Source organism: Streptomyces sp. NPDC037242 (assembly GCF_055604165.1).
The window spans coordinates 168,919-193,250 of the sequence record NZ_JBVJUY010000013.1 but is presented as its reverse complement, the minus strand read 5'-3'; the positions used below and the strand labels follow the sequence as shown (position 1 = coordinate 193,250).

Annotated in this window: 20 protein-coding genes; 9 read left to right on the top strand and 11 right to left on the bottom strand. The window is 73.2% G+C overall.

Going from position 1 to position 24,332, the window contains the following annotated elements; all coding sequences use genetic code 11:
- Position 1 precedes the first annotated feature (1 nt).
- The 7 genes from murD to rsmH form a co-directional block, all read right to left on the bottom strand.
- Entirely contained in the window at positions 2 to 1,450 is a 1,449-nt protein-coding gene (murD, locus tag ACZ7GJ_RS18100; RefSeq protein WP_470752779.1) for a UDP-N-acetylmuramoyl-L-alanine--D-glutamate ligase, read from the bottom strand.
- Positions 1,432 to 2,502, bottom strand: coding sequence for a phospho-N-acetylmuramoyl-pentapeptide-transferase (gene mraY / locus ACZ7GJ_RS18095; protein WP_470752778.1), 1,071 nt, complete (start codon positions 2,500 to 2,502; stop codon positions 1,432 to 1,434). The genes murD and mraY overlap by 19 nt, the downstream gene beginning before the upstream one ends.
- On the bottom strand, positions 2,499 to 3,923 hold the full coding sequence (locus ACZ7GJ_RS18090) for a UDP-N-acetylmuramoyl-tripeptide--D-alanyl-D-alanine ligase (RefSeq protein WP_470752776.1): 1,425 nt from the start codon (positions 3,921 to 3,923) through the stop codon (positions 2,499 to 2,501). Before ACZ7GJ_RS18090 ends, mraY begins: the two co-directional genes overlap by 4 nt.
- The gene (locus tag ACZ7GJ_RS18085; protein ID WP_470752774.1) at positions 3,920 to 5,620 is read right to left on the bottom strand and encodes a UDP-N-acetylmuramoyl-L-alanyl-D-glutamate--2,6-diaminopimelate ligase; all 1,701 of its coding nucleotides are present in this window, start codon (positions 5,618 to 5,620) and stop codon (positions 3,920 to 3,922) included. The genes ACZ7GJ_RS18090 and ACZ7GJ_RS18085 overlap by 4 nt, the downstream gene beginning before the upstream one ends.
- A 49-nt stretch (positions 5,621 to 5,669) precedes the next feature.
- Positions 5,670 to 7,697, bottom strand: coding sequence for a peptidoglycan D,D-transpeptidase FtsI family protein (locus tag ACZ7GJ_RS18080; RefSeq protein ID WP_470752772.1), 2,028 nt, complete (start codon positions 7,695 to 7,697; stop codon positions 5,670 to 5,672).
- Between the two features lie 66 nt (positions 7,698 to 7,763).
- Positions 7,764 to 8,285 (bottom strand): cell division protein FtsL, encoded by a 522-nt coding sequence (gene ftsL / locus ACZ7GJ_RS18075; RefSeq protein ID WP_470752770.1) that lies wholly within the window; start codon positions 8,283 to 8,285, stop codon positions 7,764 to 7,766.
- Positions 8,282 to 9,241: a 16S rRNA (cytosine(1402)-N(4))-methyltransferase RsmH gene (gene rsmH / locus ACZ7GJ_RS18070; protein ID WP_470752769.1), complete on the bottom strand. Its 960-nt coding sequence runs from the start codon at positions 9,239 to 9,241 to the stop codon at positions 8,282 to 8,284. The genes ftsL and rsmH overlap by 4 nt, the downstream gene beginning before the upstream one ends.
- A 329-nt stretch (positions 9,242 to 9,570) precedes the next feature.
- Between rsmH and ACZ7GJ_RS18065 the strand changes: the two genes are divergently transcribed.
- From ACZ7GJ_RS18065 to ACZ7GJ_RS18050, 4 genes are all read left to right on the top strand, one after another.
- Positions 9,571 to 10,122: a beta-class carbonic anhydrase gene (locus tag ACZ7GJ_RS18065; protein ID WP_470752767.1), complete on the top strand. Its 552-nt coding sequence runs from the start codon at positions 9,571 to 9,573 to the stop codon at positions 10,120 to 10,122.
- A 135-nt stretch (positions 10,123 to 10,257) separates the two neighbouring features.
- Positions 10,258 to 11,271, top strand: coding sequence for an AAA family ATPase (locus ACZ7GJ_RS18060; protein ID WP_470752766.1), 1,014 nt, complete (start codon positions 10,258 to 10,260; stop codon positions 11,269 to 11,271).
- Complete coding sequence (locus ACZ7GJ_RS18055; RefSeq protein ID WP_470752764.1) at positions 11,271 to 12,641, top strand: DUF58 domain-containing protein; 1,371 nt, start codon at positions 11,271 to 11,273, stop codon at positions 12,639 to 12,641. Before ACZ7GJ_RS18060 ends, ACZ7GJ_RS18055 begins: the two co-directional genes overlap by 1 nt.
- Positions 12,638 to 15,073, top strand: a complete 2,436-nt coding sequence (locus ACZ7GJ_RS18050) for a transglutaminase TgpA family protein (RefSeq protein ID WP_470752763.1) — start codon at positions 12,638 to 12,640, stop codon at positions 15,071 to 15,073. Before ACZ7GJ_RS18055 ends, ACZ7GJ_RS18050 begins: the two co-directional genes overlap by 4 nt.
- 434 nt (positions 15,074 to 15,507) lie before the next feature.
- Here ACZ7GJ_RS18050 and ACZ7GJ_RS18045 read toward each other — a convergent pair whose 3' ends face one another.
- The 3 genes from ACZ7GJ_RS18045 to ACZ7GJ_RS18035 are packed head-to-tail and all read right to left on the bottom strand — an operon-like array spanning position 15,508 to position 19,035.
- The gene (locus ACZ7GJ_RS18045) at positions 15,508 to 16,158 is read right to left on the bottom strand and encodes a TetR/AcrR family transcriptional regulator (RefSeq protein ID WP_470752759.1); all 651 of its coding nucleotides are present in this window, start codon (positions 16,156 to 16,158) and stop codon (positions 15,508 to 15,510) included.
- A 29-nt stretch (positions 16,159 to 16,187) separates the two neighbouring features.
- The gene (locus ACZ7GJ_RS18040; protein WP_470752758.1) at positions 16,188 to 18,275 is read right to left on the bottom strand and encodes a YhgE/Pip family protein; all 2,088 of its coding nucleotides are present in this window, start codon (positions 18,273 to 18,275) and stop codon (positions 16,188 to 16,190) included.
- Entirely contained in the window at positions 18,247 to 19,035 is a 789-nt protein-coding gene (locus tag ACZ7GJ_RS18035; protein WP_470752756.1) for an ATP-binding cassette domain-containing protein, read from the bottom strand. Before ACZ7GJ_RS18035 ends, ACZ7GJ_RS18040 begins: the two co-directional genes overlap by 29 nt.
- Positions 19,036 to 19,272: 237 nt before the next feature.
- Between ACZ7GJ_RS18035 and ACZ7GJ_RS18030 the strand changes: the two genes are divergently transcribed.
- The 5 genes from ACZ7GJ_RS18030 (at position 19,273) to ACZ7GJ_RS18010 (ending at position 23,415) form a co-directional block, all read left to right on the top strand.
- Positions 19,273 to 19,755: an SAV_6107 family HEPN domain-containing protein gene (locus tag ACZ7GJ_RS18030; RefSeq protein ID WP_470752755.1), complete on the top strand. Its 483-nt coding sequence runs from the start codon at positions 19,273 to 19,275 to the stop codon at positions 19,753 to 19,755.
- 48 nt (positions 19,756 to 19,803) lie between these two features.
- On the top strand, positions 19,804 to 20,562 hold the full coding sequence (locus ACZ7GJ_RS18025; protein ID WP_470752754.1) for a class I SAM-dependent methyltransferase: 759 nt from the start codon (positions 19,804 to 19,806) through the stop codon (positions 20,560 to 20,562).
- A 261-nt stretch (positions 20,563 to 20,823) separates the two neighbouring features.
- Positions 20,824 to 21,225, top strand: coding sequence for a DUF3040 domain-containing protein (locus tag ACZ7GJ_RS18020; RefSeq protein ID WP_470752753.1), 402 nt, complete (start codon positions 20,824 to 20,826; stop codon positions 21,223 to 21,225).
- A gap of 106 nt (positions 21,226 to 21,331) precedes the next feature.
- Positions 21,332 to 21,958: a DUF4126 domain-containing protein gene (locus tag ACZ7GJ_RS18015; RefSeq protein WP_470752752.1), complete on the top strand. Its 627-nt coding sequence runs from the start codon at positions 21,332 to 21,334 to the stop codon at positions 21,956 to 21,958.
- A 32-nt stretch (positions 21,959 to 21,990) separates the two neighbouring features.
- Positions 21,991 to 23,415 carry a phytoene desaturase family protein gene (locus ACZ7GJ_RS18010; RefSeq protein ID WP_470752751.1) on the top strand — a complete coding sequence of 475 codons (1,425 nt, stop codon included), beginning with the start codon at positions 21,991 to 21,993 and terminating at the stop codon, positions 23,413 to 23,415.
- On the opposite strand, the gene ACZ7GJ_RS18005 is transcribed toward ACZ7GJ_RS18010, so the two are convergent.
- Positions 23,409 to 24,332, bottom strand: coding sequence for a hypothetical protein (locus ACZ7GJ_RS18005; RefSeq protein WP_470752749.1), 924 nt, complete (start codon positions 24,330 to 24,332; stop codon positions 23,409 to 23,411). The genes ACZ7GJ_RS18010 and ACZ7GJ_RS18005 overlap by 7 nt on opposite strands.

The following is a 24,332-nucleotide window of genomic DNA, read 5'->3' as shown; positions in this document are numbered from 1 at the left end:
CCTAGGCGCTCTCGGCAGCCAGTTCGCGCACCGCGTCGGCGAATGCGTCCCCGCGCTTGTTGTAGTTCGCGAACATGTCCATCGAGGCACAGGCAGGTGCCAGCAGGACCGTGTCGCCGGGCTCGGCGAGCCGGGCCGCTTCCCGGACCGCTGCGAGCATCGCCCCAGTGTCGGTCCGTGCGAGGTCCACGACCGGGACCTGCGGGGCGTGTCGCGCCAGCGCCTCGGCGATCAGCGCCCGGTCGGCACCGATCAGCACCGCGCCGCGCAGCCGCTTCGCGGACTTCTGGACGAGTTCGTCGAAGGTCGCGCCCTTGGCGAGGCCGCCGGCGATCCAGACGACCGGTTCGAAGGCCGCCAGGGAGGCCTCCGCGGCGTGCGTGTTGGTGGCCTTGGAGTCGTCGATGTACGTGACCGAGGCGACCTCGGCCACGTACGCGACCCGGTGCGCGTCCGGGCGGAAGTCGCGCAGCCCGTCGCGGACCGCGCGCGGCTCGACGCCGAAGGCGCGGGCCAGTGCCGCCGCGGCGAGCGCGTTGGCGATGTTGTGCGGGGCGGGCGGGTTGACGTCCTCGACCTGCGCGAGCTCCTGGGCGTTCTTGTGCCGGTCCTCCACGAAGGCCCGGTCGACGAGGATGCCGTCGACCACGCCGAGCATGGACGGGCCGGGGGCGCCGAGGGTGAAGCCGATGGCCCGGCAGCCCTCTTCGACGTCGGCCTCCACGACCAGGTCCTCGGTGGCCTTGTCCGCCGCGTTGTAGACGCAGGCGACCGTGTTGCCCTCGTAGATCCGGCCCTTGTCGGCGCCGTACGCCTCCATGGAGCCGTGCCAGTCGAGGTGGTCCGGGGCCAGGTTGAGGACGACCGCGGAGTGGGCCCGTACGGAGGGCGCCCAGTGCAGCTGGTAGCTGGAGAGCTCGACGGCGAGCACGTCGTACGTCTCCTCGCCGGTCACCACGTCGATGATCGGCGTGCCGATGTTCCCGACGGCCGCGGTCCGCAGGCCTGCGGCCTTGAGGATCGAGGCGAGCATCTGGGTCGTGGTGGTCTTGCCGTTGGTCCCGGTGATGGCGAGCCAGGGCGCCGCGTCGGGGCCCCGCAGCCGCCAGGCGATCTCCACGTCGCCCACGACGTCCACACCCGCCGCGGCGGCGGCCGCGAACAGCGGGCTGTCGGGCTTCCATCCGGGCGAGGTAACCACGAGGTCGGTGCCCTCGGGCAGCGACTCGCCCGCCGGGGTGCCGTCGTCCAGGCGTCCGAGGCGGACCTCGATGCCCTGCTCGGCGAGTTCGGCGGCCCGTGCGCGGTGCGCGTCGCCGTCGCCGTTGTCGACGACGGTGACCCGCGCGCCGAGGCCGGCCAGGGCGCGGGCGGCACTGATGCCGCTCACGCCGAGACCGGCGACGGTGATGTTGCTGCCCTGCCAGGAGGTCACTTTTCGGCTGCCCATCCCGCGTAGAAGAGACCGAGACCCACGATGACGCACATGCCCTGGATGATCCAGAAGCGGACCACGACAAGGACTTCGGACCAGCCCTTGAGTTCGAAGTGGTGCTGGAGCGGCGCCATCCGGAAGACGCGCTTCCCGGTCAGCTTGAAGGAGCCGACCTGGATGACGACCGACAGGGTGATGAGGACGAACAGGCCGCCGAGGAGCGCCATCAGGAACTCCGTGCGGGAGCAGATCGCCAGACCGGCGAGCGCGCCGCCGAGGGCCAGCGAGCCGGTGTCACCCATGAAGATCTTGGCGGGCGAGGTGTTCCACCACAGGAAGCCGAAGCAGGCGCCCATCAGGGCGGAGGCTACGACCGCGAGGTCCAGCGGGTCGCGCACCTCGAAGCAGGCACCCGGATTGGTCAGGGTCTGCGCGTTGACGCAGGACTCCTGGTACTGCCAGACGCCGATGAAGGTGTAGGCGCCGAAGACCATCACGGCGGCGCCGGTGGCCAGGCCGTCCAGACCGTCGGTCAGGTTCACGCCGTTGGACATGGCCAGGATCATGAACAGCGCCCAGACCACGAACAGCACCGGGCCGATCGACCAGCCGAAGTCCGCGACGAACGACAGCCTGTCGGAGGCCGGGGTCAGCCCGCGCGAGTCCGAGAACTGGAGCGCGAGCACCGCGAAGGCGATGCCGACGATCAGCTGGCCGGCCATCTTCGCCTTGGCCCGCAGGCCCAGCGAGCGCTGCTTGACGATCTTGATGTAGTCGTCGAGGAAGCCGACCAGGCCCATGCCCGCCATCAGGAACAGGACGAGCAGGCCCGAGAAGGTCGGCTCGCTGGACGTGATGACCTTCGTCAGGGCGTAAGCGACGAGCGTCGCCAGGATGAAGGAGATACCGCCCATGGTGGGCGTGCCCTTCTTCCCGGCGTGGCCGCGGGGGCCGTCGTCGCGGATGAACTGGCCGTAGCCCTTGCGGGCCAGGCCCTTGATCAGCAGCGGGGTGCCGATGAGCGTGAGGAAGAGTCCGATGACTCCCGCGAACAGGATCTGCCTCATCGGCCGGCGACCTCGCCCTCGCGCTCCAGCAACGCCAGCGCGACCCGCTCCAGGCCGATCGACCTGGAAGCCTTCACCAGCACGACGTCACCCGGGCGCAGTTCACTGCGCAACAGGTCGACCGCCGCCTGCGCGTCGGACACGAGCACCGACTCCTCACCCCACGAACCCTCGTTATATGCGCCCAGTTGCAGCCAGGACGCTTCCCTGCCCCCGACTGCGACGAGCTTGCTCACGTTGAGCCGGACGGCAAGCCGTCCCACGGCGTCGTGCTCCGCCAGCGATGCGTCACCGAGCTCGGCCATCGGGCCGAGCACCGCCCACGTGCGTCCCCCGTTCGCCCTGGCGGCGCCGCCCATCGCGGCAAGTGCGCGCAGAGCGGCCCGCATGGACTCGGGGTTCGCGTTGTAGGCGTCGTTGACGATCGTGACGCCGTCCGCCCGCTCGGTGACCTCCATCCGCCACCGGGACAACGTGCCCGCCTCGGAGAGCGCGGTGGCGATCTCGTCGACGGACATGCCCAGTACATGGGCGACGGCGGCCGCGGCGAGCGCGTTCGACACGTGGTGCTCACCGTACAGCCGCAAGGTCACATCACTGCACCCGGTCGGTGTGCGGAGTGTGAAGGAGGGCTGTCCCGCGGCCGTCATCCGTACCTCGGTGGCCCGGACTTCGGCGTCCTCGGCCTCCCCGAACAGGACCGTACGGGCCTTCGTGCGGGCGGTCATCGCGCGCACCAGGGGGTCGTCGGCGTTCAGTACGGCGATTCCGCCGTCGGCCTCGGCCGGCAGGGCCTCCACCAGCTCGCCCTTGGCCTGCGCGATCTGCTCGCGGCCGCCGAACTCGCCGATGTGGGCGGTCCCGACGTTCAGGACGAGGCCGATCCGAGGCGGGGTCAGGCCGGTGAGGTAGTCGATGTGGCCGATCCCGCGGGCGCCCATCTCCAGCACCAGGTGCCGGGTTTCCTCGGTGGCCCTCAGGGCCGTGAGCGGCAGGCCGATCTCGTTGTTGAGGGAGCCGGGCGTCCACACGGTGGGCGCGTGGGCCTGGAGCACCTGGGCGATGAGGTCCTTGGTGGAGGTCTTCCCGGCGGAGCCGGTCAGAGCCACCACATCGGTGCCCAGGCGCTCGACGACGGCCCGGGCGAGGGCGCCGAGCGCCTTCTCGACGTCGGGGACGACGATGGCGGGCACGCCGACGGGCCGGGCCGAGAGCACGGCCGCGGCTCCGGCGCCGACCGCGCGAGCGGCGTAGTCGTGGCCGTCGACGTGTTCGCCCGCGAAGGCGGCGAACAGGCTGCCGGCCTCCACCTGGCGGGAGTCGATGACGACGGGCCCGGTGATGCGGACGGACGGATCCGGTATGTCGTGGGGCCGCCCGCCGGTGATGTCGGCGATCTCGGCGAGGGAAAGGGCGATCACTGGTTCACCTCGGCCTGTCCATGGCTGTGCTGCACTGTCTCGATCGCGGTGCGGAGCACCGCGCGGTCGTCGAAGGGCCGTACGACGCCCGCGGTGTCCTGGCCCTGCTCGTGGCCCTTGCCGGCGACGAGCACGGTGTCGCCCGGCTCGGCGCGCGCGACGGCGGCGGCGATGGCCGCGGCCCGGTCGGCGTCGACGAGGACGGTGCCCCGTTCGGCCGGCGGCACGGACACGGCACCTTCGAACATCGCGGCGAGGATCGCGAGGGGGTCCTCTGAGCGCGGGTTGTCGGAGGTCAGGACGGCGGTGTCGGCGAACCGGGCGGCCGCCGCGCCCATGGGGGCGCGCTTGGTGGTGTCGCGGTCTCCGCCGCAGCCCAGGACGATGTGCAGCCTGCCGGTGGTGACCTCGCGCAGCGCGCGCAGGACCGATTCGACGGCATCCGTCTTGTGCGCGTAGTCGACGACCGCCAGGTACGGCTGGCCCGCGTCCACCCGCTCCAGCCGGCCCGGGACCCCGGGGACCGCCGCGACGCCGTCGGCGGCGGTCTGCGGGTCGAGGCCGGCGGCGGCGAGGGTGACGATCGCGGCGACGGTGTTGGCGACGTTGAACGGGCCGGGCAGCGGGGCCGTGGCCCGTACGCGCTGTCCGTCGGGCCCGGCCAGCGTCAGGGTGGAGTCCATGTGGCCGCTGACCACGTCCTCGGCGCGCCAGTCGGCGGCCGGGTCGCCGGCGGCGGAGAAGGTGACCACCGGGATCGCCGACTCCTTGGCGAGGCGGCGGCCGTACTCGTCGTCGATGTTGACCACGCCGACGCGGGCGCGGCGCCCGGTGAAGAGCTGCGCCTTGGCCTGGAAGTAGTCCTCCATGTCGGAGTGGAACTCCATGTGCTCCGGGCTCAGGTTGTTGAAGACGGCGACGTCGAAGACGCAGCCGTCGACCCGGCCCAGCACCAGGGCGTGGCTGGAGACCTCCATGGCGACGGCCTCGACCCCGCGTTCGCGCATGACGGCGAAGAGGGCCTGGAGGTCGGTGGCCTCGGGGGTGGTGCGCTCGGACTTGATGCGCTCGTCCGCGATGCGCATCTCGACGGTGCCGATGAGTCCGGTCCGGCGTCCGGCGCCGCGCAGTCCGCCCTCGACCAGGTAGGCGGTGGTGGTCTTGCCGGAGGTGCCGGTGATGCCGATCTGGAGGAGGCCCTCACCCGGGCGGCCGTAGATCGTGGCCGCCAGTTCGCCCATCCGGCCGCGCGGGTCGGCCACCGAGAGGACCGGCAGCCCGGTCGCGGCGGCGCGGTCGGCTCCGGCCGGGTCGGTCAGCACGGCTGCGGCGCCGAGGGCGGCCGCCTGCGTGGCGAAGTCCGCGCCGTGCATCCGGGCACCCGGCAGGGCCGCGTACAGGTCGCCGGGGCGCACGGCACGGGAGTCGTGCGTGATGCCGGTGATCTGCGGCTCCGCCGCGACGGGGGCTCCGATGCCCAGCGCGGTGGCCAGCTCGCCCAGGGGGATCGGGCGGACGGACTCGGGCCTGGGCGCTCCCGGCGGCGCTGCCGGGGCGGCGTTCTGGGCGGTTCTGGGCTGATCAGCGTGGGACACGGCGGTGAGCGTACCGGGCGCGGCGGGCCGGTCGCGAAGCGAGGGCCCGGCCTCGGTGCCGGGGACCGGGTGGTTCCCGGGTTTCGGGGTGATCGTTGTCACTGGTGGTGCCTCACGCTCTTGTGGCGGGCCGGCGGGCGGGCGGTCACGGTCAGGGCTGCGGTTTGGGCTGGGTGGCGGCCGGGGCCCCTTGCTCGTAGGTGACCGGGAGTCCGGCGGGGGCGGTTCCGGTGGGGGCGACCTGGAGGCTCTTGAGGGCGAACTCCATGACCTTCTTGTAGATGGGCCCGCAGATCTGGCCGCCGAAGTAGCTGCCCTTCGTGGGGTTCTGGATGGCGCAGTAGACGGTGATGCGGGGGTTGTCGGCGGGCGCGAAGCCTGCGAAGGAGGCGGTGTAGCCCTTGTAGCGGCCGGTGGCCGGATCCACCCGGTTGGAGGTGCCGGTCTTGCCGCCGACCCGGTAGCCGGGGATGCGGGCCCTGGTGCCGGTGCCGTCCTGGTCGTCGACCACCGATTCGAGCATCTGCGCGAGGGTCTTGGCGGTGTCCGGGCTGACCACGCGGGTCTGCGCGGGGGCCGGGGCGGGGGTGAAGCGTCCGTCGGGGCCCTTGGTGCCGCGTACCAGGGTCGGGTCGATCCGGACCCCGCCGTTGGCGATGGTGGAGTACACGGAGGCCGCCTGCATGGCGTTGAGGGACAGTCCCTGGCCGAAAGGGATCGTGTACTGCTGGGAGGTGGACCAGTCCTCGGGCTTGGCGAGGATGCCGCGGGACTCGCCGGGGTAGTTCAGGCCGGTGGGCCGGCCGATGCCGAACTTGGTCAGGTAGGAGTGCAGGACCTTGTTGGCCTCGGACTGGGTGGGGCCGAGCTGGCCGGTGGCCAGGATGGTGCCGATGTTGGAGGACTTGGCGAGGACCCCGTTGAGGGTCAGGTACCAGGTCGGGTGGTCGACGTCGTCCTTGAACAGGCGGTCGCCGCGGTGCAGCCGGTTGGGGACCTCGACGTGCGTCTCGGGGGTGGCCTTCTTCTCCTCCAGTACGGCGGCCATCGACATCACCTTGGCGGTGGAGCCGGGCTCGTACACGTCCTGGAGGGCCGCGTTGCCCATGGCGGCGGAGCTGGCCTTCGTCAGGTCGTTGGGGTCGAAGCCGGGGGCGTTGGCCATGGCGAGGACCTCGCCGGTGCGGGTGTCCTGGACGACGACGTAGCCGCGGTCGGCCTCCGACTTGGCGACCTGCTCGGTGATGGCGCTCTGCGCGGCCCACTGGATGTCGCGGTCGATGGTCAGCTCGATGTCCTCGCCGGGTACGGCGGGCTTCTCGCTGGAGCCCGCGGTGGGCACGCGGCGGCCGCCGGACTGGGCGTAGGTGAGCTCGCCGTCCTTGCCGGCCAGCTTCTTGTCGAGGGAGGACTCCAGGCCGCCGCCGCCCTTGCCCTCGGCGTTCACGTAGCCCAGTATCCCGGCGGCCAGGTCCCCGCCCGGGTACACGCGCTTGCTGCTGTTCTCGTTGAACACGCCGGACAGGACGTTGGCGCCGGGGCCGTTGTTCTTCCGGTCGGCCTCGGCCTTGTCGGCGAAGACCCGCTTGAGGTCCTTGATCTGGTTCCAGACCTGGGGGGTCTGGCGGCGGGCCAGGACGACGTAGCGGGTGTTCTTGGTCTTCAGGCGCTCGGCGAGTTCCTTGGCGTCCTTGCCGAGGATGGGTGCGAGGAGGGCCGCGGCCTGCTCGGGGGCGTCCGGGGCCTTGCTGTCCTGTGGCGTGAACATCTTGGGGTCGGCCGTGATGTCGTACGCGTCCACGCTGGTGGCCAGGGCGACGCCCTTGCGGTCGGTGATCTCCCCGCGTTCTGCGGCCAGGGTGTAGCTGGCGAAACGGTTCTCGGAGGCCTTGGCGGAGTATGCGGAGGCGTCGACGGCCTGCACCTGCAGGAGCCGTACGACGAAGGCCAGCATGACCAGGGTCAGTCCGACGCTGACCAGGCGCAGCCGGGGCTTGGGCTTGCCCAGCCGGATGGTGTGCGCCGTGCGGGACGCGGCGGGGCGGCGGGTGGCCGGGCGCGTGGCGGGGCGGCTCGTGGGCCTGGCGGCCGGCCGCGCGGTGGCCCGCGCGCGCTCGCCGCCGGGCCGGGGTCTGCCGGGGCCGGGTACCCGCCGGCGCGGCGGCTCCTGGGGGCTCACGCCGGTGCTCCGCGGTGGTGCCCGGAGGAACCCCCTGGCGGGGCTGGTGTCCCGTTCAGCACTTCGTCACCTGCCTGGAGTCTGGTTGGGCTGCTGGGCGCCGGCGGCCGGGGCCGCGGAGCCCGAGGGGTTCGGGGTGGCCGTCGGGGCCGCAGGCGGCGACGGGGAGACCGGGACCGAGACCGGGGTGTTCGGCGGGGGCCCGCTCGGGGAGGCCGGCGGGGACGGCGGCGGCGGCTCGGCCGCGGGGGAGGCCGTACCCGTGACCTTGCCGTCGGGGCCGATGAAGACGGGGCTGCCACCGGGCACCAGGCCCAGCTCGTGCGCCCGGCGCTGGAGCGCGTCGGGGGCCGAGTGGCCGTCGACGTCCCGCTGCAGGGCCTGTTCCTCGTCCGTCAGGGCGGTGGTCTCCTTCTTCAGCTTGCTCAGCTGGAAGGAGCCCTCGTTCAGCGCCGAGTTCAGCAGCAGCAGGCTGATCAGCCCGCCGGCGAGCAGCGCCACCACCAGCAGGACGAACGGCGTGCGCGCCGCCTGCCCGGCCGGGCTGCCCGCCAGGGCCCGCCCGAGCCGTCCCCCGCGTTTGTTCACAGCCGCGCCTCCCGGATGCGCTCGACCCCGCGGAAGCGGGCCGGCGCCGCCCGCCGGTTCTCCGCGATCTCCTCCTCCGTCGGCAGCTCCGCACCGCGCGTCAGCAGCTTCAGCTTCGGCTGGTACTTCTCGGGCACCACCGGCAGTCCCGGCGGGGCCGTCGAGGCCGCGCCCGCCGCGAAGACCTGCTTGACCAGCCGGTCCTCCAGCGAGTGGTACGAGAGCACGGCGATCCGGCCGCCGACCGCGATCCGGTCCACGGCCGCCGGAATGGCCCGCTCCAGGCCCGACAGCTCGCCGTTGACCTCGATCCGCAGTGCCTGGAAGGTCCGCTTGGCCGGATTGCCGCCGGTGCGCTTCGCCGCCTGCGGCAGGGCGTCGCGGATCAGCTCGACCAGGCGCGCGCTGTTGGAGAAGGGCTCCTTCTCGCGCTCGCGGACGACCGCCGACACGATCCGCTTGGCCTGCTTCTCCTCGCCGTACTGGCGCAGGATCCGGACGAGCTCGCCCGGGGCGTAGGTGTTGAGGACCTCCGCGGCGCTGATGCCCGTCGTCTGGTCCATCCGCATGTCCAGCGGTGCGTCCTGCGCGTACGCGAACCCGCGGTCGGCCTCGTCCAGCTGCATGGAGGAGACCCCGAGGTCGAAGAGGATGCCCTGCACGGCGGGGATGCGCAGACTGTCCAGTACTTCCGCCAGGTCGGCGTAGATCGCGTGGACGAGGGTGGCCCGCTCCCCGAAGGGTGCGAGGCGCTCGCCGGAGAGCCGCAGGGCCTCCTTGTCGCGGTCGAGGCCGATCAGGTGCGCCTCCGGGAACCGGGTCAGCAGGGCCTCGCTGTGGCCGCCGAGGCCGAGGGTGCAGTCGACGACGACCGCCCCGGGCCTCTCCAGTGCCGGGGCCAACAGGTCCAGGCACCGCTGGAGCATCACCGGGACATGTCGGGACTCGCTAGTCAAAGCGCCCTCTCAGATAACGGCGCGGCACCCGTACTCAGCCGTACGTACGCGCCGCGCACGCGGTATTTTCCAGTTTTTCCGGGGTCCGGGCGGCCCGACGGGGCCGGGCTCCGGCCGGTTCGCGTCACTTTAGTGCAACGGTCGCCGCGGTCAACGAACCGCCCCGCGCGCCGTGCGCCCCGCTCCCGGTGAACCGGCAAATGGTGCGAATCACCCGGACGGCCGCCCCCGCCTCACCCCTGTGGGTTAGCTCACAACATGGTTCGTTGACGTTCTTTGTCCACCCTCACTCGCTGCTCATGCGAGCTGTGACCACTAACGTCATAACCATGACGACTTCCGCACCTGTGCCCTCGGACTCCGCCCCCCAGGCCACGCGCGTCCGCTCCGTCACCGACCGCCTGGTCGAGGCGAACCACACGTACGCCGCGAACTTCACCGACCCCGGCATGGACGCCCGCCCCGTCCTCCACGTGGCCGTGGTGGCCTGTATGGACGCCCGCCTCGACCTGCACGCCGCCCTCGGCCTGGAACTCGGCGACTGCCACACCATCCGCAACGCGGGCGGGGTGGTCACCGACGACACCATCCGCTCGCTCACCATCAGCCAGCGCGCCCTCGGCACCCGCACGGTGATACTCATCCACCACACCGGCTGCGGTCTCGAAAGCCTGACCGAGGACTTCCGGCACGAGCTGGAGGACGAGGTCGGCCAGCGCCCCGCCTGGGCCGTGGAGGCCTTCCGCGACGTCGACCAGGACGTCCGCCAGTCCATGCAGCGGGTCCGGACGAACCCGTTCCTCCCCCACAAGGACGATGTGCGAGGCTTCGTCTTCGACGTGCACACCGGGCTGCTCAGGGAGATCGATCCCACCTCGTGAGTGACACCGGGCCGTAACGCCGTCAAGAATGCGGGGAGACGTCACCCGGATACCCTCCGGGCCGGTGTCCGTATTTGGGGTGGGCCGGTGATGCGCCAAGGGCGTCGGCCCTGAGAAAGGGCCGAGGAGAACCAGGTGACCACGTATGACGACCGAGCGAGCCTCGCGGATCTGACCAGCACGGCGGAGCGGGTGCGCCACTCGGTCGAGAGCGTGATCGAGGGCAAGCCCGAGGTCGTCCGCCTCGCGCTCACCGTGCTCCTCGCCGAGGGACACCTGCTGATCGAGGACGTCCCGGGCGTCGGCAAGACGATGCTCGCCAAGACGCTGGCCAAGTCCATCGACTGCTCGGTCCAGCGCATCCAGTTCACTCCGGACCTGCTGCCCTCCGACATCACCGGCGTCAGCATCTACGACCAGCAGCGCCGCGAGTTCGAGTTCAAGCCCGGCGCGATCTTCGCGCAGATCGTCATCGGCGACGAGATCAACCGCGCCTCCCCCAAGACCCAGTCCGCGCTGCTGGAGTCGATGGAGGAGCGCCAGGTCACGATAGACGGCACCACCTACGCCCTGCCCAGCCCCTTCATGGTGGTCGCCACCCAGAACCCGGTGGAGATGGAGGGCACCTACCCGCTCCCCGAGGCCCAGCGCGACCGCTTCATGGCCCGCGTCTCCGTCGGCTACCCCAGCCCCGAGGCCGAGCTCCAGATGCTCGACGTGCACGGCGGGGCCTCCCCGCTCGACGACCTCACGGCCGTCGCGCACGCCCACGACATCGTCAAGCTCATCGACGCCGTGCGCGAGGTGTACGTCGCCGAGCCCGTCCGGCGCTACGTCGTCGACCTGGTCTCCGCCACCCGCAGCCACCCGGACCTGCGCCTGGGCGCCTCGCCCCGCGCCACCCTGCACCTGCTGCGCGCGGTGAAGGCCTCCGCCGCCCTGTCCGGCCGGGACTACGTCCTGCCCGACGACGTCCAGGCGCTCGCCGGCCCCGTCCTCGCGCACCGCCTGCTGCCCACCGCGCAGGCGCAGCTGGGCCGGCGCACCGCCGAGCAGGTCGTCGCCGACATCCTCCAGCGCACCCCCGTCCCCGCCGCGCACCCGCGCGGCGGCGAGACCCCGCCCGCCGCGGGCATCCGGAGCTTCTGATGAGCGCCGGTGCCCCCCGCGGCGCCGGCGGCCAGGGCGGCGGCGGGTTCGGCGGACTGCGCGCGTCGCTGTCCGGACTGACCACCCGCGGCCGGTCCTTCCTGGCCGCCGGGGCCGCCGCCGCCGTGTGCGCGTACATGCTCGGCCAAGGCGAACTGCTCCGGGTCGGTCTGCTGCTCGCCGCACTGCCGCTGATCTGCGTGTACGCCCTGCACCGCACCCGCCACCGGGTCACCGGCAACCGCCGGCTGACCCCGGCGCGGGTGCCCGCCGGAGCCGAGGCGCGCGTACAGCTGCGCATGGACAACGTCTCCCGCATGCCCACCGGGCTGCTGATGCTCCAGGACCGCGTGCCCTACGTACTCGGGCCCCGGCCCCGCTTCGTCCTGGACCGGGTCGAGCCCGGCGGACGGCGCGAGGTGTCCTACCGGGTCCGCTCCGACCTGCGCGGCCGCTACCCGCTGGGCCCGCTCCAGCTGCGCCTCACCGACCCGTTCGGGCTCGTCGAGCTGACCCGCTCCTTCAGCACGTACGACACCCTCACCGTCGTCCCGCGCACCGAGGCCCTGGCCCCGGTCCGGCTGACCGGTGAGTCCTCCGGCTACGGCGACGGCAGCCGGCGCTCGCTGGCCCTGGCCGGCGACGACGACGTGATCCCGCGCGGCTACCGGCGCGGGGACGACCTGCGCCGCGTGCACTGGCGCTCCACCGCCCGCTACGGCGAGCTGATGGTGCGCCGCGAGGAGCAGCCGCAGCGCAGCAAGGCCACCGTCCTGCTGGACACCCGGCGCCTCGGCTACGAGGGCGCCGGGCCCGACTGCGCCTTCGAGTGGGCCGTCTCGGCGGCCGCCTCCACCCTGGTGCACCTGCTGGAGCAGGGGTTCGCCGTACGGCTGCTGACCGACACCGGGACCTGCGTGCCCGGCGAGGGCGGCGGGTTCTCCTCCGGCGGCCAGGAGTCCGCGGAGGCGGCCGGGCTGCTGATGGACACCCTCGCGGTGGTCGGGCACTCCGACGGCGCCGGGCTCTCGCGGGCGTACGACGCGGTGCGCGGCGGCGGGGGCGGGGGCGGCGGCGGCTTCGGCGGAGCGGGCGGCGACGGGCTCCTCATCGCCTTCCTCGGGGACCTGGACGACGCACAGACCGAGCTGGCGGCCAGGATGCGCCAGCGCAGCGGGGGCGCGGTGGCGTTCCTACTGGACTCCGCGGCCTGGACCGGCCGTCCCCCGGGCGGCGCACAGCCGCTGGCCCGGCTGCGCGACGCGGGCTGGACGGCACTGGCCGTCCCGCCGGGGGCGGCCTTCGGGGAACTGTGGCGGCAGGCCGGGAACGCCCCGCTCGCCGCCGGCACTGCGGGGGGTTGGGGATGAGCGGGCGGGCGAGACTGACGCTGTTCGCGGTACTGGCGACGCTGCTCACCTCCTGGTCGCTGGTCGGGCTGGTGGACTCGGCGGGCTGGCTGCTCCAGGCGGCGCTGCTGCTCTGCGTGCAGAGCGCGGTGGGCGCCGGGACGCGGCGGGTGCCGGTGTCCGGGGCGCTGACCGTGGCCTCGCAGGCACTGGTGTCGCTGCTGCTGCTCGCGTTCCTGTTCGCGGGCAAGGGCGAGTCCACCGGGGACGGGCCGCTGGCCTACCTGGTGACGGACTTCGGCGCGCTGTTCCGGCGGGGCGTCATGGACGTGGGCGAGTTCGCGATCCCCGCGCCGCTCACCGACGGCATCCGGCTGCTGCTGATGTGCGGGGTGCTGCTGGTCGGGCTGCTGGTGGACATGCTGGCGGTCACCGTGCGGACCGCCGCGGCGGCCGGGCTGCCGCTGCTCGCGCTGTACTCGGTGGCCGCGGGGCTGTCGGGCGGCGGGGAGTCCTCCTGGTTCACGTTCCTGCTGGCGGGCTGCGGCTACCTGTTGCTGCTGCTGGCCGAGGGCCGCGACCGGCTGGCCCAGTGGGGCCGGGTGTTCGGCGCGGCCCCGAGCGGGCGGGTGTCGGCGGCCTCCGGGTACGGGAGCGGCTCGGGCGGCGGCGGTCAGGCCGTCTCCCCCGTGCGTACCGGCCGACGGCTCGGCGCGGTCGCGCTGGGCCTGGCCCTGGCGGTGCCCGCGGTGCTGCCCGCGCTCGGCAGCGGCCTGCTCGGCACACCGGGCGAAGGCGACGGCTCGGGCAGCGGCGCGGGCGGGCAGATCCAGGCGGTCAACCCGCTGGTCTCGCTCCAGAGCAGCCTGAACGCGCAGGACAACCGGGTCGTGCTGAAGTACCGGACGGACAACCCGCAGCTCGGCGAGCAGTACCTGCGGATCCTGGCGCTGGACGAGTTCAACGGCGTCAAGTGGGAGGCCTCCGGGCGCGCCCTGACCGACGTGCCGGCGCGGATGCCGAACCCGCCCGGGCTCGGCGAGGAGGTGCGCGCCGGCGCGGTCGAGGTGCGGACGAGCCTGTCGTCCTCCGAGACGTACGCCCAGCGCTACCTGCCGATGCCCTACCCGGCGACGGGCGTGGACATCGGCGGGAAGTGGCGGTTCGAGCCGGTCGGCCGCACCCTGGTCGGCGACCAGCTGGGCAAGGACAAGTTCCAGAACGTCCAGGGGGCGCAGTACACCGTACGGAGCCTGCTGCTGCGGCCGACGGCCGAACAGCTGCAGACCGCGCCGGCCGCGAACCCGGCGATCAAGGACGAGTTCACGAAGCTGCCGGACAACCTGCCGCCGGTGGTCGCCGAGACGGCCCGGCGGGTCACGCAGGGCGCCAAGGACGACTACACGCGTGCGGTGAGGCTCCAGGACTACTTCGCCGAGAACGGCGGATTCCGCTACGACACCAAGGTGTCCTCGGGCACGGGTTCGCAGGCCATCGCCCGCTTCCTCGCGGACAAGGAGGGCTTCTGCATCCACTTCGCGTTCTCGATGGCCTCCATGTCCCGCTCGCTCGGGATCCCGGCGCGGGTGGCGGTCGGGTTCACCCCCGGGGCGAAGCAGTCCGACGGCAGCGTGAACGTCTCGATGCGCGACGCGCACGCGTGGCCGGAGCTGTACTTCGAGGGAGTGGGCTGGACGCGGTTCGAGCCGACCCCCCGCTCGGGCATCACCGTCCCGGACTACAGCCGCTCCGAGACCCCGCAGACCCAGCCGACGGCCCCGACCGCGGCGCCTTCGCAGAGTTCGGCCGCGCCGGCGCCGGCGCCGTCGAAGTCGGACGACTGCACGCCCGCCCTGAAGAAGCTGGGCGAGTGCGGCGGCCCCGCGCTCAAGCAGGACGCCGGCTCGGGCGGCGGACCGTCGCTGACGGCCGTGCTCGTCTGGACGGCGATCGGCCTCGCCGCCCTCGCCCTGCCCCTGCTGCCGATGCTGTGGCGGGGCCGGGTCCGGGCCCGCAGGCTGGGGGCGCACGAGGTGCTCGCGGCCTGGCAGGAGCTGGGCGACGCGGCCTGGGACGTCGGGATCACCCCCGACGGGGCGCGGTCCCCGCGCGGCGCCGCGGACCGGATCGTGGAGCTGGGCGGGCTGGAGCCGGAAGCGGCGCGGGCCGTGCTGCGGATCGCGGGCGCGGTGGAGCGGGCGCTGTACGCCCCGCCGGGCGGGCAGGTCGCGTACGAGGGGCTGGAGGCGGACGTGCTGGAGGCCCGGGCGGGCCTGCTGGCGGGCCTCTCCCGCGGCGCCCGGCTGCGCGCGCTGCTGCTGCCCCGCTCGGCGGCCCGGCTGCGCTGGGCGGCCGCCGCGCGCTCGTCGGCGCTGACCGGGCGCGGCGCGGCGGCGCTGGAGCGGCTCCGGGCCGGGGTCCGGGGGCGGCTGCCGCTGCGCGACCGCGGCTAGGGAGTGTCGTCAAAGTGGCGTCGGCCGCCCGAAGGGCGGGGCCGCCGGCCAGACGGGACTTTGACGACACGCCTAGGGGGTGTCTGACGGATGTCCGTGGCGTCAGACACCCCCTAGGACGAGCACGCGGATGCGCGGACACGCGCATCCGCGGGAGCGACGGGAACCCGAAAACGCCGATGCGGCGAGGCTCGATCCCCCCGAGCCCCGCCGCATCGACGTTCCACCCCCACCCCCCGTACGGCGCAGGTCACCGGCCCGCTCCGCCGCCCCGTGTCGGCGGGGCGGGCCGGGTTCCTGTCCGTTGCCCCCAGTCTGGCGTCCGCGCAGGTGGGGGCCCATCCGCGCGCGTACTCATTTCCGCGCCTAGGTACGGATACTCAGCCAGTTCTACGCCGCCGCGCCGCCGCGCAGCACCGCCGATCGGGGGACGCTCAGCGGGTCCCGCTGACCCGTCCCCGCAGCAGCAGTGACAGCGCCGAGTGCACGTCGTCCAGGGACCGCTCGCTCTGGAACGACTGCCAGTCGAGGGCCGCCACGAGCACCATCCCCACCAGCGCGGCCGCCGTCAGCGGCACGTCGATCTCCGCGCTCAGCTCACCGCGCTCGACACCCTCCCGCAGCACCGTCTCCACGACGGCCACCGCCTCCTGGCGCACCACCATCAGCGTGGACTGCCAGGTGCGGTTGGTCCGCCACAGCTCGGCGACGTAGAGCTGGGTGAAGGCCGGGTAGCGGTCGATGAAGACGAGGCCCGCCCGGATCATCGCGTCCAGCGCCTCCACGCGGCTGCCGCCGCGCGCCGCCGTCTCCTGTTCCGCCGTCCGCAGGGACACCGTCAGCAGGCCGACGCCGTGCCGCAGGAGTTCCTCGAAGAGCTCGTTCTTGCTGGCGAAGTTGTAGTAGACGGTGCCCTTGGCGACGCCCGCCCGATCGGCGATCTCCTCGACCGTCGTCGCGGAGAAGCCCTTCTCCGCGATGAGGGTGACGGCTGCTTCGTAGAGCTTCTGTCTGGTGGCCTGCCGGCGGCCGCCGCCGCTGCCGCTGCCCGCGGTGGCCGCCGTACCGGTGCTGCTGCTTTCCATGGCGCTGATTCTCACAGGTCAACAGCTCTCTACAGGCTCAGATCCGGGTGCAGCCGGTCCATGGTCCACACCTGCTTGCCGCGGGCGGCCAGCGCGGTGAGCGCCAGGGCGCCCACCGTGAAGGCGGTCAGGACGGCGCAGCCCTGCCAGACCGGGGTGAGGTCGCCGCCGGTGATCAGGCGGCGCAGGCTCTCCACGATGTACGACATCGGCAGGTACGGGTGGATGGCGTTGAAGAAACCGGGGCTGGTCTCGACGGGGTACGTCCCGCCCGCCGAGGTCAGCTGGAGCATCAGGACGGCGAGGACCAGGATCCGCCCGGCGGCGCCGAACTTGGCGTTGAGCCACTGGACGATGGCCGCGAAGCAGCCGGTGACCAGCATCAGGAACCCGACGGTGAGGGCCGGCCGGGCGGGCTCCAGGCCGAGGCCCCAGTGCAGTACGGACATCAGCGCGCCCACCTGGAGTGCGCCGAGTCCCGCCACGGGCAGCCAGCCGGCGAAGGCGATCCGCCAGGGCGAGGCGCCCGCGGCCAGGGCCCGCCGGTTCATCGGGGCGATCAGCATGTAGGCAACCATCGCGCCGACCCAGAGGGAGAGCGGGATGAAGTACGGGGCGAAGCCGGTGCCGTAGTTGGGCGCCTTGTGCAGGGACTGGTTGGCGAGCTGGACCGGGTCGGCCATCACCTGGGTGCGGGCTTCGCGCTGCTGCTGGTCGTAGTCCGGGATCTTGCCGGCGCCCTCGTGCAGGCCGTCGGCGAGGTCGCGGTTGCCGTCGACGAGCTTGTACATGCCGCCGTCGAGGCGGTGCGCGCCGTCGCCGAGCTTGCCGACGCCGTCGCCGAGGGCGGCGGAGCCGGAGGAGGCGGAGCCGATCCCGGCGTGCAGCTTGACCATGCCGGTGGCGACCTTGTGGGCACCGGTGTTGAGGGCGTTGGCCTGGGTGACGGCCGACTGGAGGTCGCCGGAGAGGCCGGGGGCCATGGCGGCGAGCTTGCGCGCGTCCTTCTCCAGGTCGCTGAGCTGCTCCTTGAGCTTGGCCAGGTCGCCGCCCGAGTCCTTGACCAGGGCATCGACGTCGCCGGAGAGCTCGGCGGCCTCGGCGGCGATGTCCTTGAGCCTCTTCTGGTCGGGGCACGTCGCGGGAAGCGGCTTGGTGGCGGGGGTGACGCAGGTGCGGGTGTAGACGTCGTCGGCCAGGGCCGCGGCCTGCTTGCTGACCCGGGCCGCGGCCGGGGCCTTCCTGGCGAAGGTGTCGAGGTGGTTGTTCACGACCTTGGCGGTGTCGGCCACCAGCTCGGCGCTGTCGGCGAGCTGCTTGGGGTTCTCGACGAGGGGCTTGGCCTTGGTGGCGGCGCGGTTGACCACGTCGGCGACGACCTGGGTGCCGTTGGCGACGTCCCGCGTGCCGTTCTCCAGCTGTCCGGCGGCGGAGTTGAGCTTGCGGAGCCCGCCGGTGAGCTCGCCGTTCTTCTCCTGGGCCGTGTCGAGGCCGTCGGCGAGGGCCTGGGCGCCCTGCTGGGCCTCGCCCGCGCCGTCCTTGAGCTTGTCGGCGCCGTCGGCGGCCTCGGAAGTCTTGTCGTGCAGGTCGGAGAACGAGACGAAGATCTTGTCGAGGAAGCCGCGGGAGGCGTTGGTGGACGCCGCCGAGCGGACCTCGGAGAAGACGGTGCGCGAGATCGAGCCGACGATGTAGTTGTTCGCGTCGTTGGTGCGCACCTGGAGGGCTCCGGTGGCGGGGTCCGCACCGGAGCTGGAGGCGATCTTCGAGCTGAAGTCGGCGGGCATGGTGAGGGACAGGTAGTACGTCCCGTCCTCCAGCCCCTTCGCGGCCTCCTCGGCGCTCACCTCGCGCCAGTCGAAGGTCTTGCTGTCGTGGAGCTTGCGGGTGATCTCGTCGCCGGCGTCGATCTGCTTGCCGTCCACGGTGGCGCCCTGGTCGGCGTTGACGAGGGCGACGGGGACCTTGTCGAGGCGGCTGTACGGGTCCCAGAAGGACCACAGGTACAGCGCCCCGTAGAGCAGCGGCAGCAGGAGCAGCGCGACGAGAGCGGCCCGGGGCAGCTTCCCCCGCCCGAACCGCTTCAGCTCAAGCGCGGCCAGCTTCGGCGAGCGCATCGTCCGCCCCCTTCGTGTCTTCGTCGGATTCTTCGGATTCTTCGGGTGCGTCAGTGTCCGTGGCCGCGTCAGTCGTCCGCAGGACCGTCACTCCCTCGGGAGCCTCGCTGCACACCGCGAGGACGGTGGTCCCGCGGGCGGCGATGGAGCGGAGCAGGGCCCAGGCTTCGGTGCGCTCGGCGTCCGACAGCTTGAGGTCGAGGTCGTCCACGGCCAGCAGACGCGGCGACCCCAGCAGGGCGATGGCCAGCGACAGCCGTACGGACTCCAGGCGCTCCAGGTCCCGTACGGAGGTGCGCGGGCCCTTGGGCAGGGTGGCCAGGTCCAGTCCGACGGCGGCCAGCGCGGCGTCGATGCGGGCCGCGGCGGAGGCGCGGCGCTCGGTGCGCCGGCCCAGCAGGGCGCGCAGCGGGCCGTCGTAGCGGCGCTGGAGCAGTGCGCCCTCGCGCAACTGCTCGGCGACGGTGAGGGCCTGGTCGAGGTCGTTGACCCCGGGGACCGGGCCGAGTGCGGAGATCCGGCGGACGGCGGCCATCTTCTTCGGCAGCGCGTGGCGGCCGATCTCGGCGCGGCCCTCGGTGGGCTTCATCCGGCCGGTGAGGGCGAGGAGGAGGCAGGTCCGGCCGCTGCCGGAGGCGCCTTCGACCGCGATGAGCGAGCCGGGCGCCGCGTCGATCCCGATGCCCCGGAAGACCCAGCCGCGCGGGCCCTTGAGTCCGAAGTCCTCGGCTTTCACGGACGCGCCGTGCGGGCTGTCCACGCCGTCCCCCTTCTTTTTGAACTGACCGGTCAGTTCAAAAACTAGCATCCCGAGGGACATCCGGTGCGCTCAGGGAGGAAGTTGACGGGCAGACAGGGGGTGAGATGTCCGAAAACCGCAGGTCAACGGGATTGTCAGTGGGGCACGTCACGATGGGCACACGTACTGACACCCACGGCAAGGCGCCAACACCGCACCACGCAGCAGCGCTCAGCGCGCATCGACAGGAGGTTCGTCATGGCCACACCGTCCCCGTCCCCTGTCCACCCCGTCCCGCGGAAGTCGGCGGCCCCTCCGGCCGCCCTCGATCTGCTCGCCAAGGCCCGCAGCGGCCTGGCCGAAGCCGCCAGGCTGACCCGGCCCAACGAGCGGTACGCCACCGCCCACCTCGCCGCCCTGCGCACCGCCGCGGCCGTGCTCGCCGCGCGCGGGCGGCCCGAGCCGGTGAACCCGCGGCGGCGGCCCCGGATCCGCAGCGCGTGGGAGGTGCTCCCGGAGATAGCGCCCGAACTGACCGAGTGGAGCGCGCTCTTCGCCTCGGGCGCGGCCCGTCGGGCCCGGGCCGAGGCCGGCATAGCGGACGCGGCGACCGGCCGGGACGCGGACGATCTGGTGCGGGCCGTCTCGATGTTCCTGCGCCTGGTGGAGCGGATGCTGGAACTCCACGCGCCGGCCGCTCAAGGTCAGCCGCAGACCCTGCCGCATGTCCCGAGGCAATAGGGTGGGGTGAAGACCGCTCACCCAGAACCCGCCGAGGAGCCAACAGCCGTGTCGGACACTTCCCGCCCCCGTGCCTCCCTCCGCACCGCCGTGGTGTGGGAGGTCCTCAGGGAGGCCCTCGACCGCCGGATGAAGGCGACCGGGCGGGACGTGCTGGACGTGCTCGACACGGGCGGCGGCACCGGCAACTTCGCCGTGCCGGTGGCCCGCCTGGGCCACCGGGTCACCGTGGTCGACCCCAGCCCGAACGCGCTGTTCGGACTGGAGCGCCGGGTCTCCGAGGCCGGCGTGGCCGACCTCGTGCGCGGCGTGCAGGGCGACGCCCAGGGCCTGCTCGATGTCGTCGACCGCGAGTCGTACGACGTGGTGCTGTGCCACGGCGTCCTGGAGTACGTGGACGACCCGGCCGAGGGCGTGGCCAACGCCGTGGCGGCCCTGCGCCCCGGCGGCGTCCTCAGCCTGCTCGGCGCCGGGCTCGGCGGGGCCGTGCTGGCCCGCGCGCTGGCCGGGCACTTCGCCGAAGCCCGTACGGCGCTCACCGACCCGGCCGGCCGCTGGGGCAGTGGCGATCCCATGCCCCGCCGCTTCACCGCCGAGCAGCTCGGCGAGCTCGTCGGCGGAGCGGGCCTCGCGGTCGGCGCGGTGCACGGCGTGCGGATCTTCGCCGACCTGGTCCCCGGAGTCCTGGTGGACACCGAGCCGGGCGCGGTCGAGGCCTTGCTCCGCCTGGAGGAGGCCGCCGCCGAGCTGCCCGCCTTCCACGCGGTCGCCACACAACTGCACGTACTGGGCGAGAAGCCCGCCTGATCTGCGGGGCTTCCTGGACGGGGTTGGGCCACACACCCTCCGAACCATCGATCGGCCCCGTATGATCGGGGGCAGTGACCGGCATGCCGGGCGGACCATTGGGGAATAACGCCCCAGTGACCGCTCGCACGGCGGTACGGTTTCGCGCAGCGATTGAAGAAAGTGGCGTAGAGGGCGGGTATCACGGGGGCGATTCCCCGCCTATCCTGAAGGGGACCCCTGGTCGCTACCCCCCGCGACCGACGGATGAGGAGGACTCCCGTGCCGCTCTCGGAGCACGAGCAGCGAATGCTCGAGCAGATGGAGCGAGCGCTGTACGCCGAAGATCCCAAGTTCGCGACAGCGCTTGAGGGAAGCGGACTGCGCACGTACACCCGGCGACGGGTCTACCAGGCAGTCGCTGGCATCGTGGTGGGTATCGCGCTCCTCATGACCGGTGTGATCATCCCGAACGTGCTCTGGATCAGCGTGGTGGGTTTCCTCGTCATGCTGGGCTGTACGGTTCTCGTGGTCACCGGTTGGCGCAAGGCTCCCAAGCCCGGCGAGCAGCCCACCTCCGGCATTGCAGGCGGTTCGGCCCACGGGCACGACCGGCAGCGTCGGTCGATGATGACCCGCATCGAGGAGCGGTGGCAGCGCCGCCGCGACGAACAGGGGCAGTAGGCCCCGCTCGGAACACAGGTGAGGGGACGGTCGCCGGACGGCGGCCGTCCCCTCACCTTTCCGTCTTCCGCCTGCCGGATCACCCGTTCTCCGTCATGATGAGCCGGTGAGTGTGCTCCCCCTGGTCTTCACCAGCGGCTGGGCCAGCGGGATCAACGCCTACGCCGTGGTCCTGCTGCTCGGCATCTTCGGCGCGACCGGTCTGACCGACGAGGTCCCGGCCTCGCTGCAACGCACCGACGTGCTGATCGTCGCGGGCGTGCTGTTCCTCTGCGAGTCGGTGGCCGACAAGATCCCCTACGTGGACTCGGTCTGGGACAGCGTCCACACCGTGATCCGCCCGGTGGCCGGAGCCGTCGTCGGCGCGCTGCTGGCCGGGCAGAGCGGGTCGCTCTCCGACATCGCCGCCGGCGCCGTCGGCGGCTCCACCGCCCTGGCCAGCCATTTCGTCAAGGCCGGCACCCGCATGGCGATCAACACCTCCCCCGAGCCCTTCAGCAACATCGCGATGAGCACCGCCGAGGACCTCGGCGTGGGCGGGATCGTCACCTTCGCCATGTTCAACCCCCAGGCCGCCGCGATCATCGCGGCCGTGCTGCTCGCCGTCGGCCTGGCCCTGCTGATCTACCTCTGGACCCGGATCCGCCGCTTCCTGCGCCGCCGGGCGCAGCGCCGCGAGGAGAAGCGCCTGTCCGCCGAGGTGCGCGAGGCCACCGGGGCACCACCCCGCTGAGCCCGCCCGCCTCCCTCGATAGGCTCAGCCGCATGGCACGAATTGCGGTGATCGGCGCCGGGATGGGCGCGATGGCGTCGGCGGCCCGGCTGGCCGTGGCAGGGCACCGGGTGACGGTGTACGAGCGCGGGACGACGTACGGGGGCGCCGTCGGCCGCTTCGAGCGCGACGGCTTCGCCTTCGACACCGGCCCCGGGCTGCTGCACCTGCCCGCCGTCTACCGCGACCTGTTCGTCAAGACCGGCAAGCGGCCGCTGGAGGACTGCGTCGACCTGGTCCAGGTGGACCCCGCCGTCCGGCACGTCCTCGCAGACGGCCGCGAGGTCACCCTCCCCAACGCCTCGCGCGGCGGCGCCGCCGCCGTCCTCGACCAGGCCTTCGGGCCGGGTGCCGGGGAGCGCTGGAGCGCGGTGCTGGGCCGCGCCCGGGACGCCTGGGACGCCACCCGCCGCCCCCTGCTGGAGGAGCCGCTGCGCCGCGACTGGCAGGTGCTGGGCCGCGACCCGTACCCCGCGCTGCGGGGGAGCGGCCTGCTGCGCCGGCGCCCGCCGACGCTGGCCGAGGTGGCCGCGCGCGAGCTGGGCGGCGACGGCCTCGCGCAGCTGCTGACCGCCCGCGTCCACGCGTACGGGGTCGATCCGGCGACCGCGCCGGCGGCGGCGGCCGTGCTGCCGTACATGGAGCAGACCTTCGGCAGCTGGTACGTGCGCGGCGGGCTGCGCGCGCTGGCCACCGCCGTGTACGAGCGGTGCCTGGAGCGGAAGGTGGCCTTCGCCTTCGGCGCGGACGGGGAGGTACGGGAGGTCCTCGTGCGCGGTGGCCGCGCGGCCGGGCTGCTGCTCGCCGACGGCACCGAGTCCGAGGCGGACTTCGTGGTCTGCGGCGTGGACCCCCGGCGGCTGGGCGTGGAGCCGGCGCCCGGCGGTGTCCCGGCCCGCGGGGCGGACACGCCGAGCCGTCTCACGCTGTTCCTCGCCCTGCGCGGCGCCCGCCCCTCGGACGCGGTGCACCGGACCCTGGTCCACTCCCCCGGCGGGCCGGCCACCGTGCTGCGCCCCGACGACCCGGCCACCAGGCCCGACGCCGACCACGAGGCGGTCACCGTGAGCGCCGTCTGCGCCCCGGCGGGCGCTGCCGGGGCTCCCGGGGCCGAGGAGCTGCTGGCACTCGCCGAGCGGGCCGTACCGGGGCTGCGGGAGCGGCTGCTGTGGCACGAGGTGCACACCCCCGCCGACGTCGAGGCCGCGACGGGCGCACTGGGCGGCTCGGTGCCCCCGCCGGCCCTCGCGGGGGCCGGCGGCCGGGGCCTGTACCCGGCCAACTCCGCGGCCCTGCCCGGCCTGTACCTCGCGGGCGGCTGGGCGCACCCCGGCGGCGGGCTGGCGCACTCCGGGATGACGGGGGCCCTGGTGTCCGGGCTGATCGTGGAGGGCGCGGAGTTCCGCGGCTCTCAGTAGCGGTACTGCTCGTACCCGCCGGTGTACGGGTACCCCTGCTGCGGCTGCTGTCCCTGCTCCTGCTCGGGGTAGGGCCGGCCGTACTCGTCGGTGTTGCGCTGCTGCGGGACCCAGACCCCGCCGGGCGGGGTGTCCATGGAGTACTGCTGTTGCTGCGCGGCCGCGTACGGGTCGGGGGTGTACTCGGCGTAGGGGGCGTAGTCGTACGGCTGCTGCGGGGCGACGCCGCCGCCGGTGCCGATGTACGGGTCCGAGTAGGCGGCGTAGACCTGCTGTTCGCCGCCCGCCTGGTAGCCGGCGCCGTAGTCGTACCCGCCGGAGCCGCCCTGGGCCTGGGGGTCGTAGTACGCGGCGTACTGGTGGGAGTCCTGCTCGGCCGCGTTGTACTGCGGGGCGAAGCTCTGGATCCCGTACGACCCGGTGTCCTCGGGCAGCGGCTGCGGGCTGTAGAACTCCCCGGCACCGGCGGACGGGTCGTCCGCGGCGTGCCGTTCGGCCGCGGGAGCCCCGACGGCCGCGGAGTCGCCCTGCGGGCCGTACTCCTGCTCCGGCCCGGCCTCGGGCTCGTACTCCAGCGCGGTGACCTGGAGCGCGGGCTCCTGGCGCGTACCGCCCGCGGCCCGGCGCCGACGGGTCGGCGGCGGCTGCACGACGGGCACGCCGCCGCGGCGCACGGCCCAGCCGGCCACGAAGCCCTTGCGGAAGGAGAGCGTCACCAGGGTCTGGCCCACGGCGAACGCGGCCGCTCCCGCGGCGATGACGAGTACGGACGGCAGCACCACGCCCGCGACCACGCCGAGGAAGCCGGCGAAGGCGAGCAGGCGCCAGCGCAGCCGGGCCTTGTACTGCATCAGGACCTCGGCAAGCAGCCACAACGCGACGAAACCGAACGCGATGTAGAGGACCGTCATTCCCAT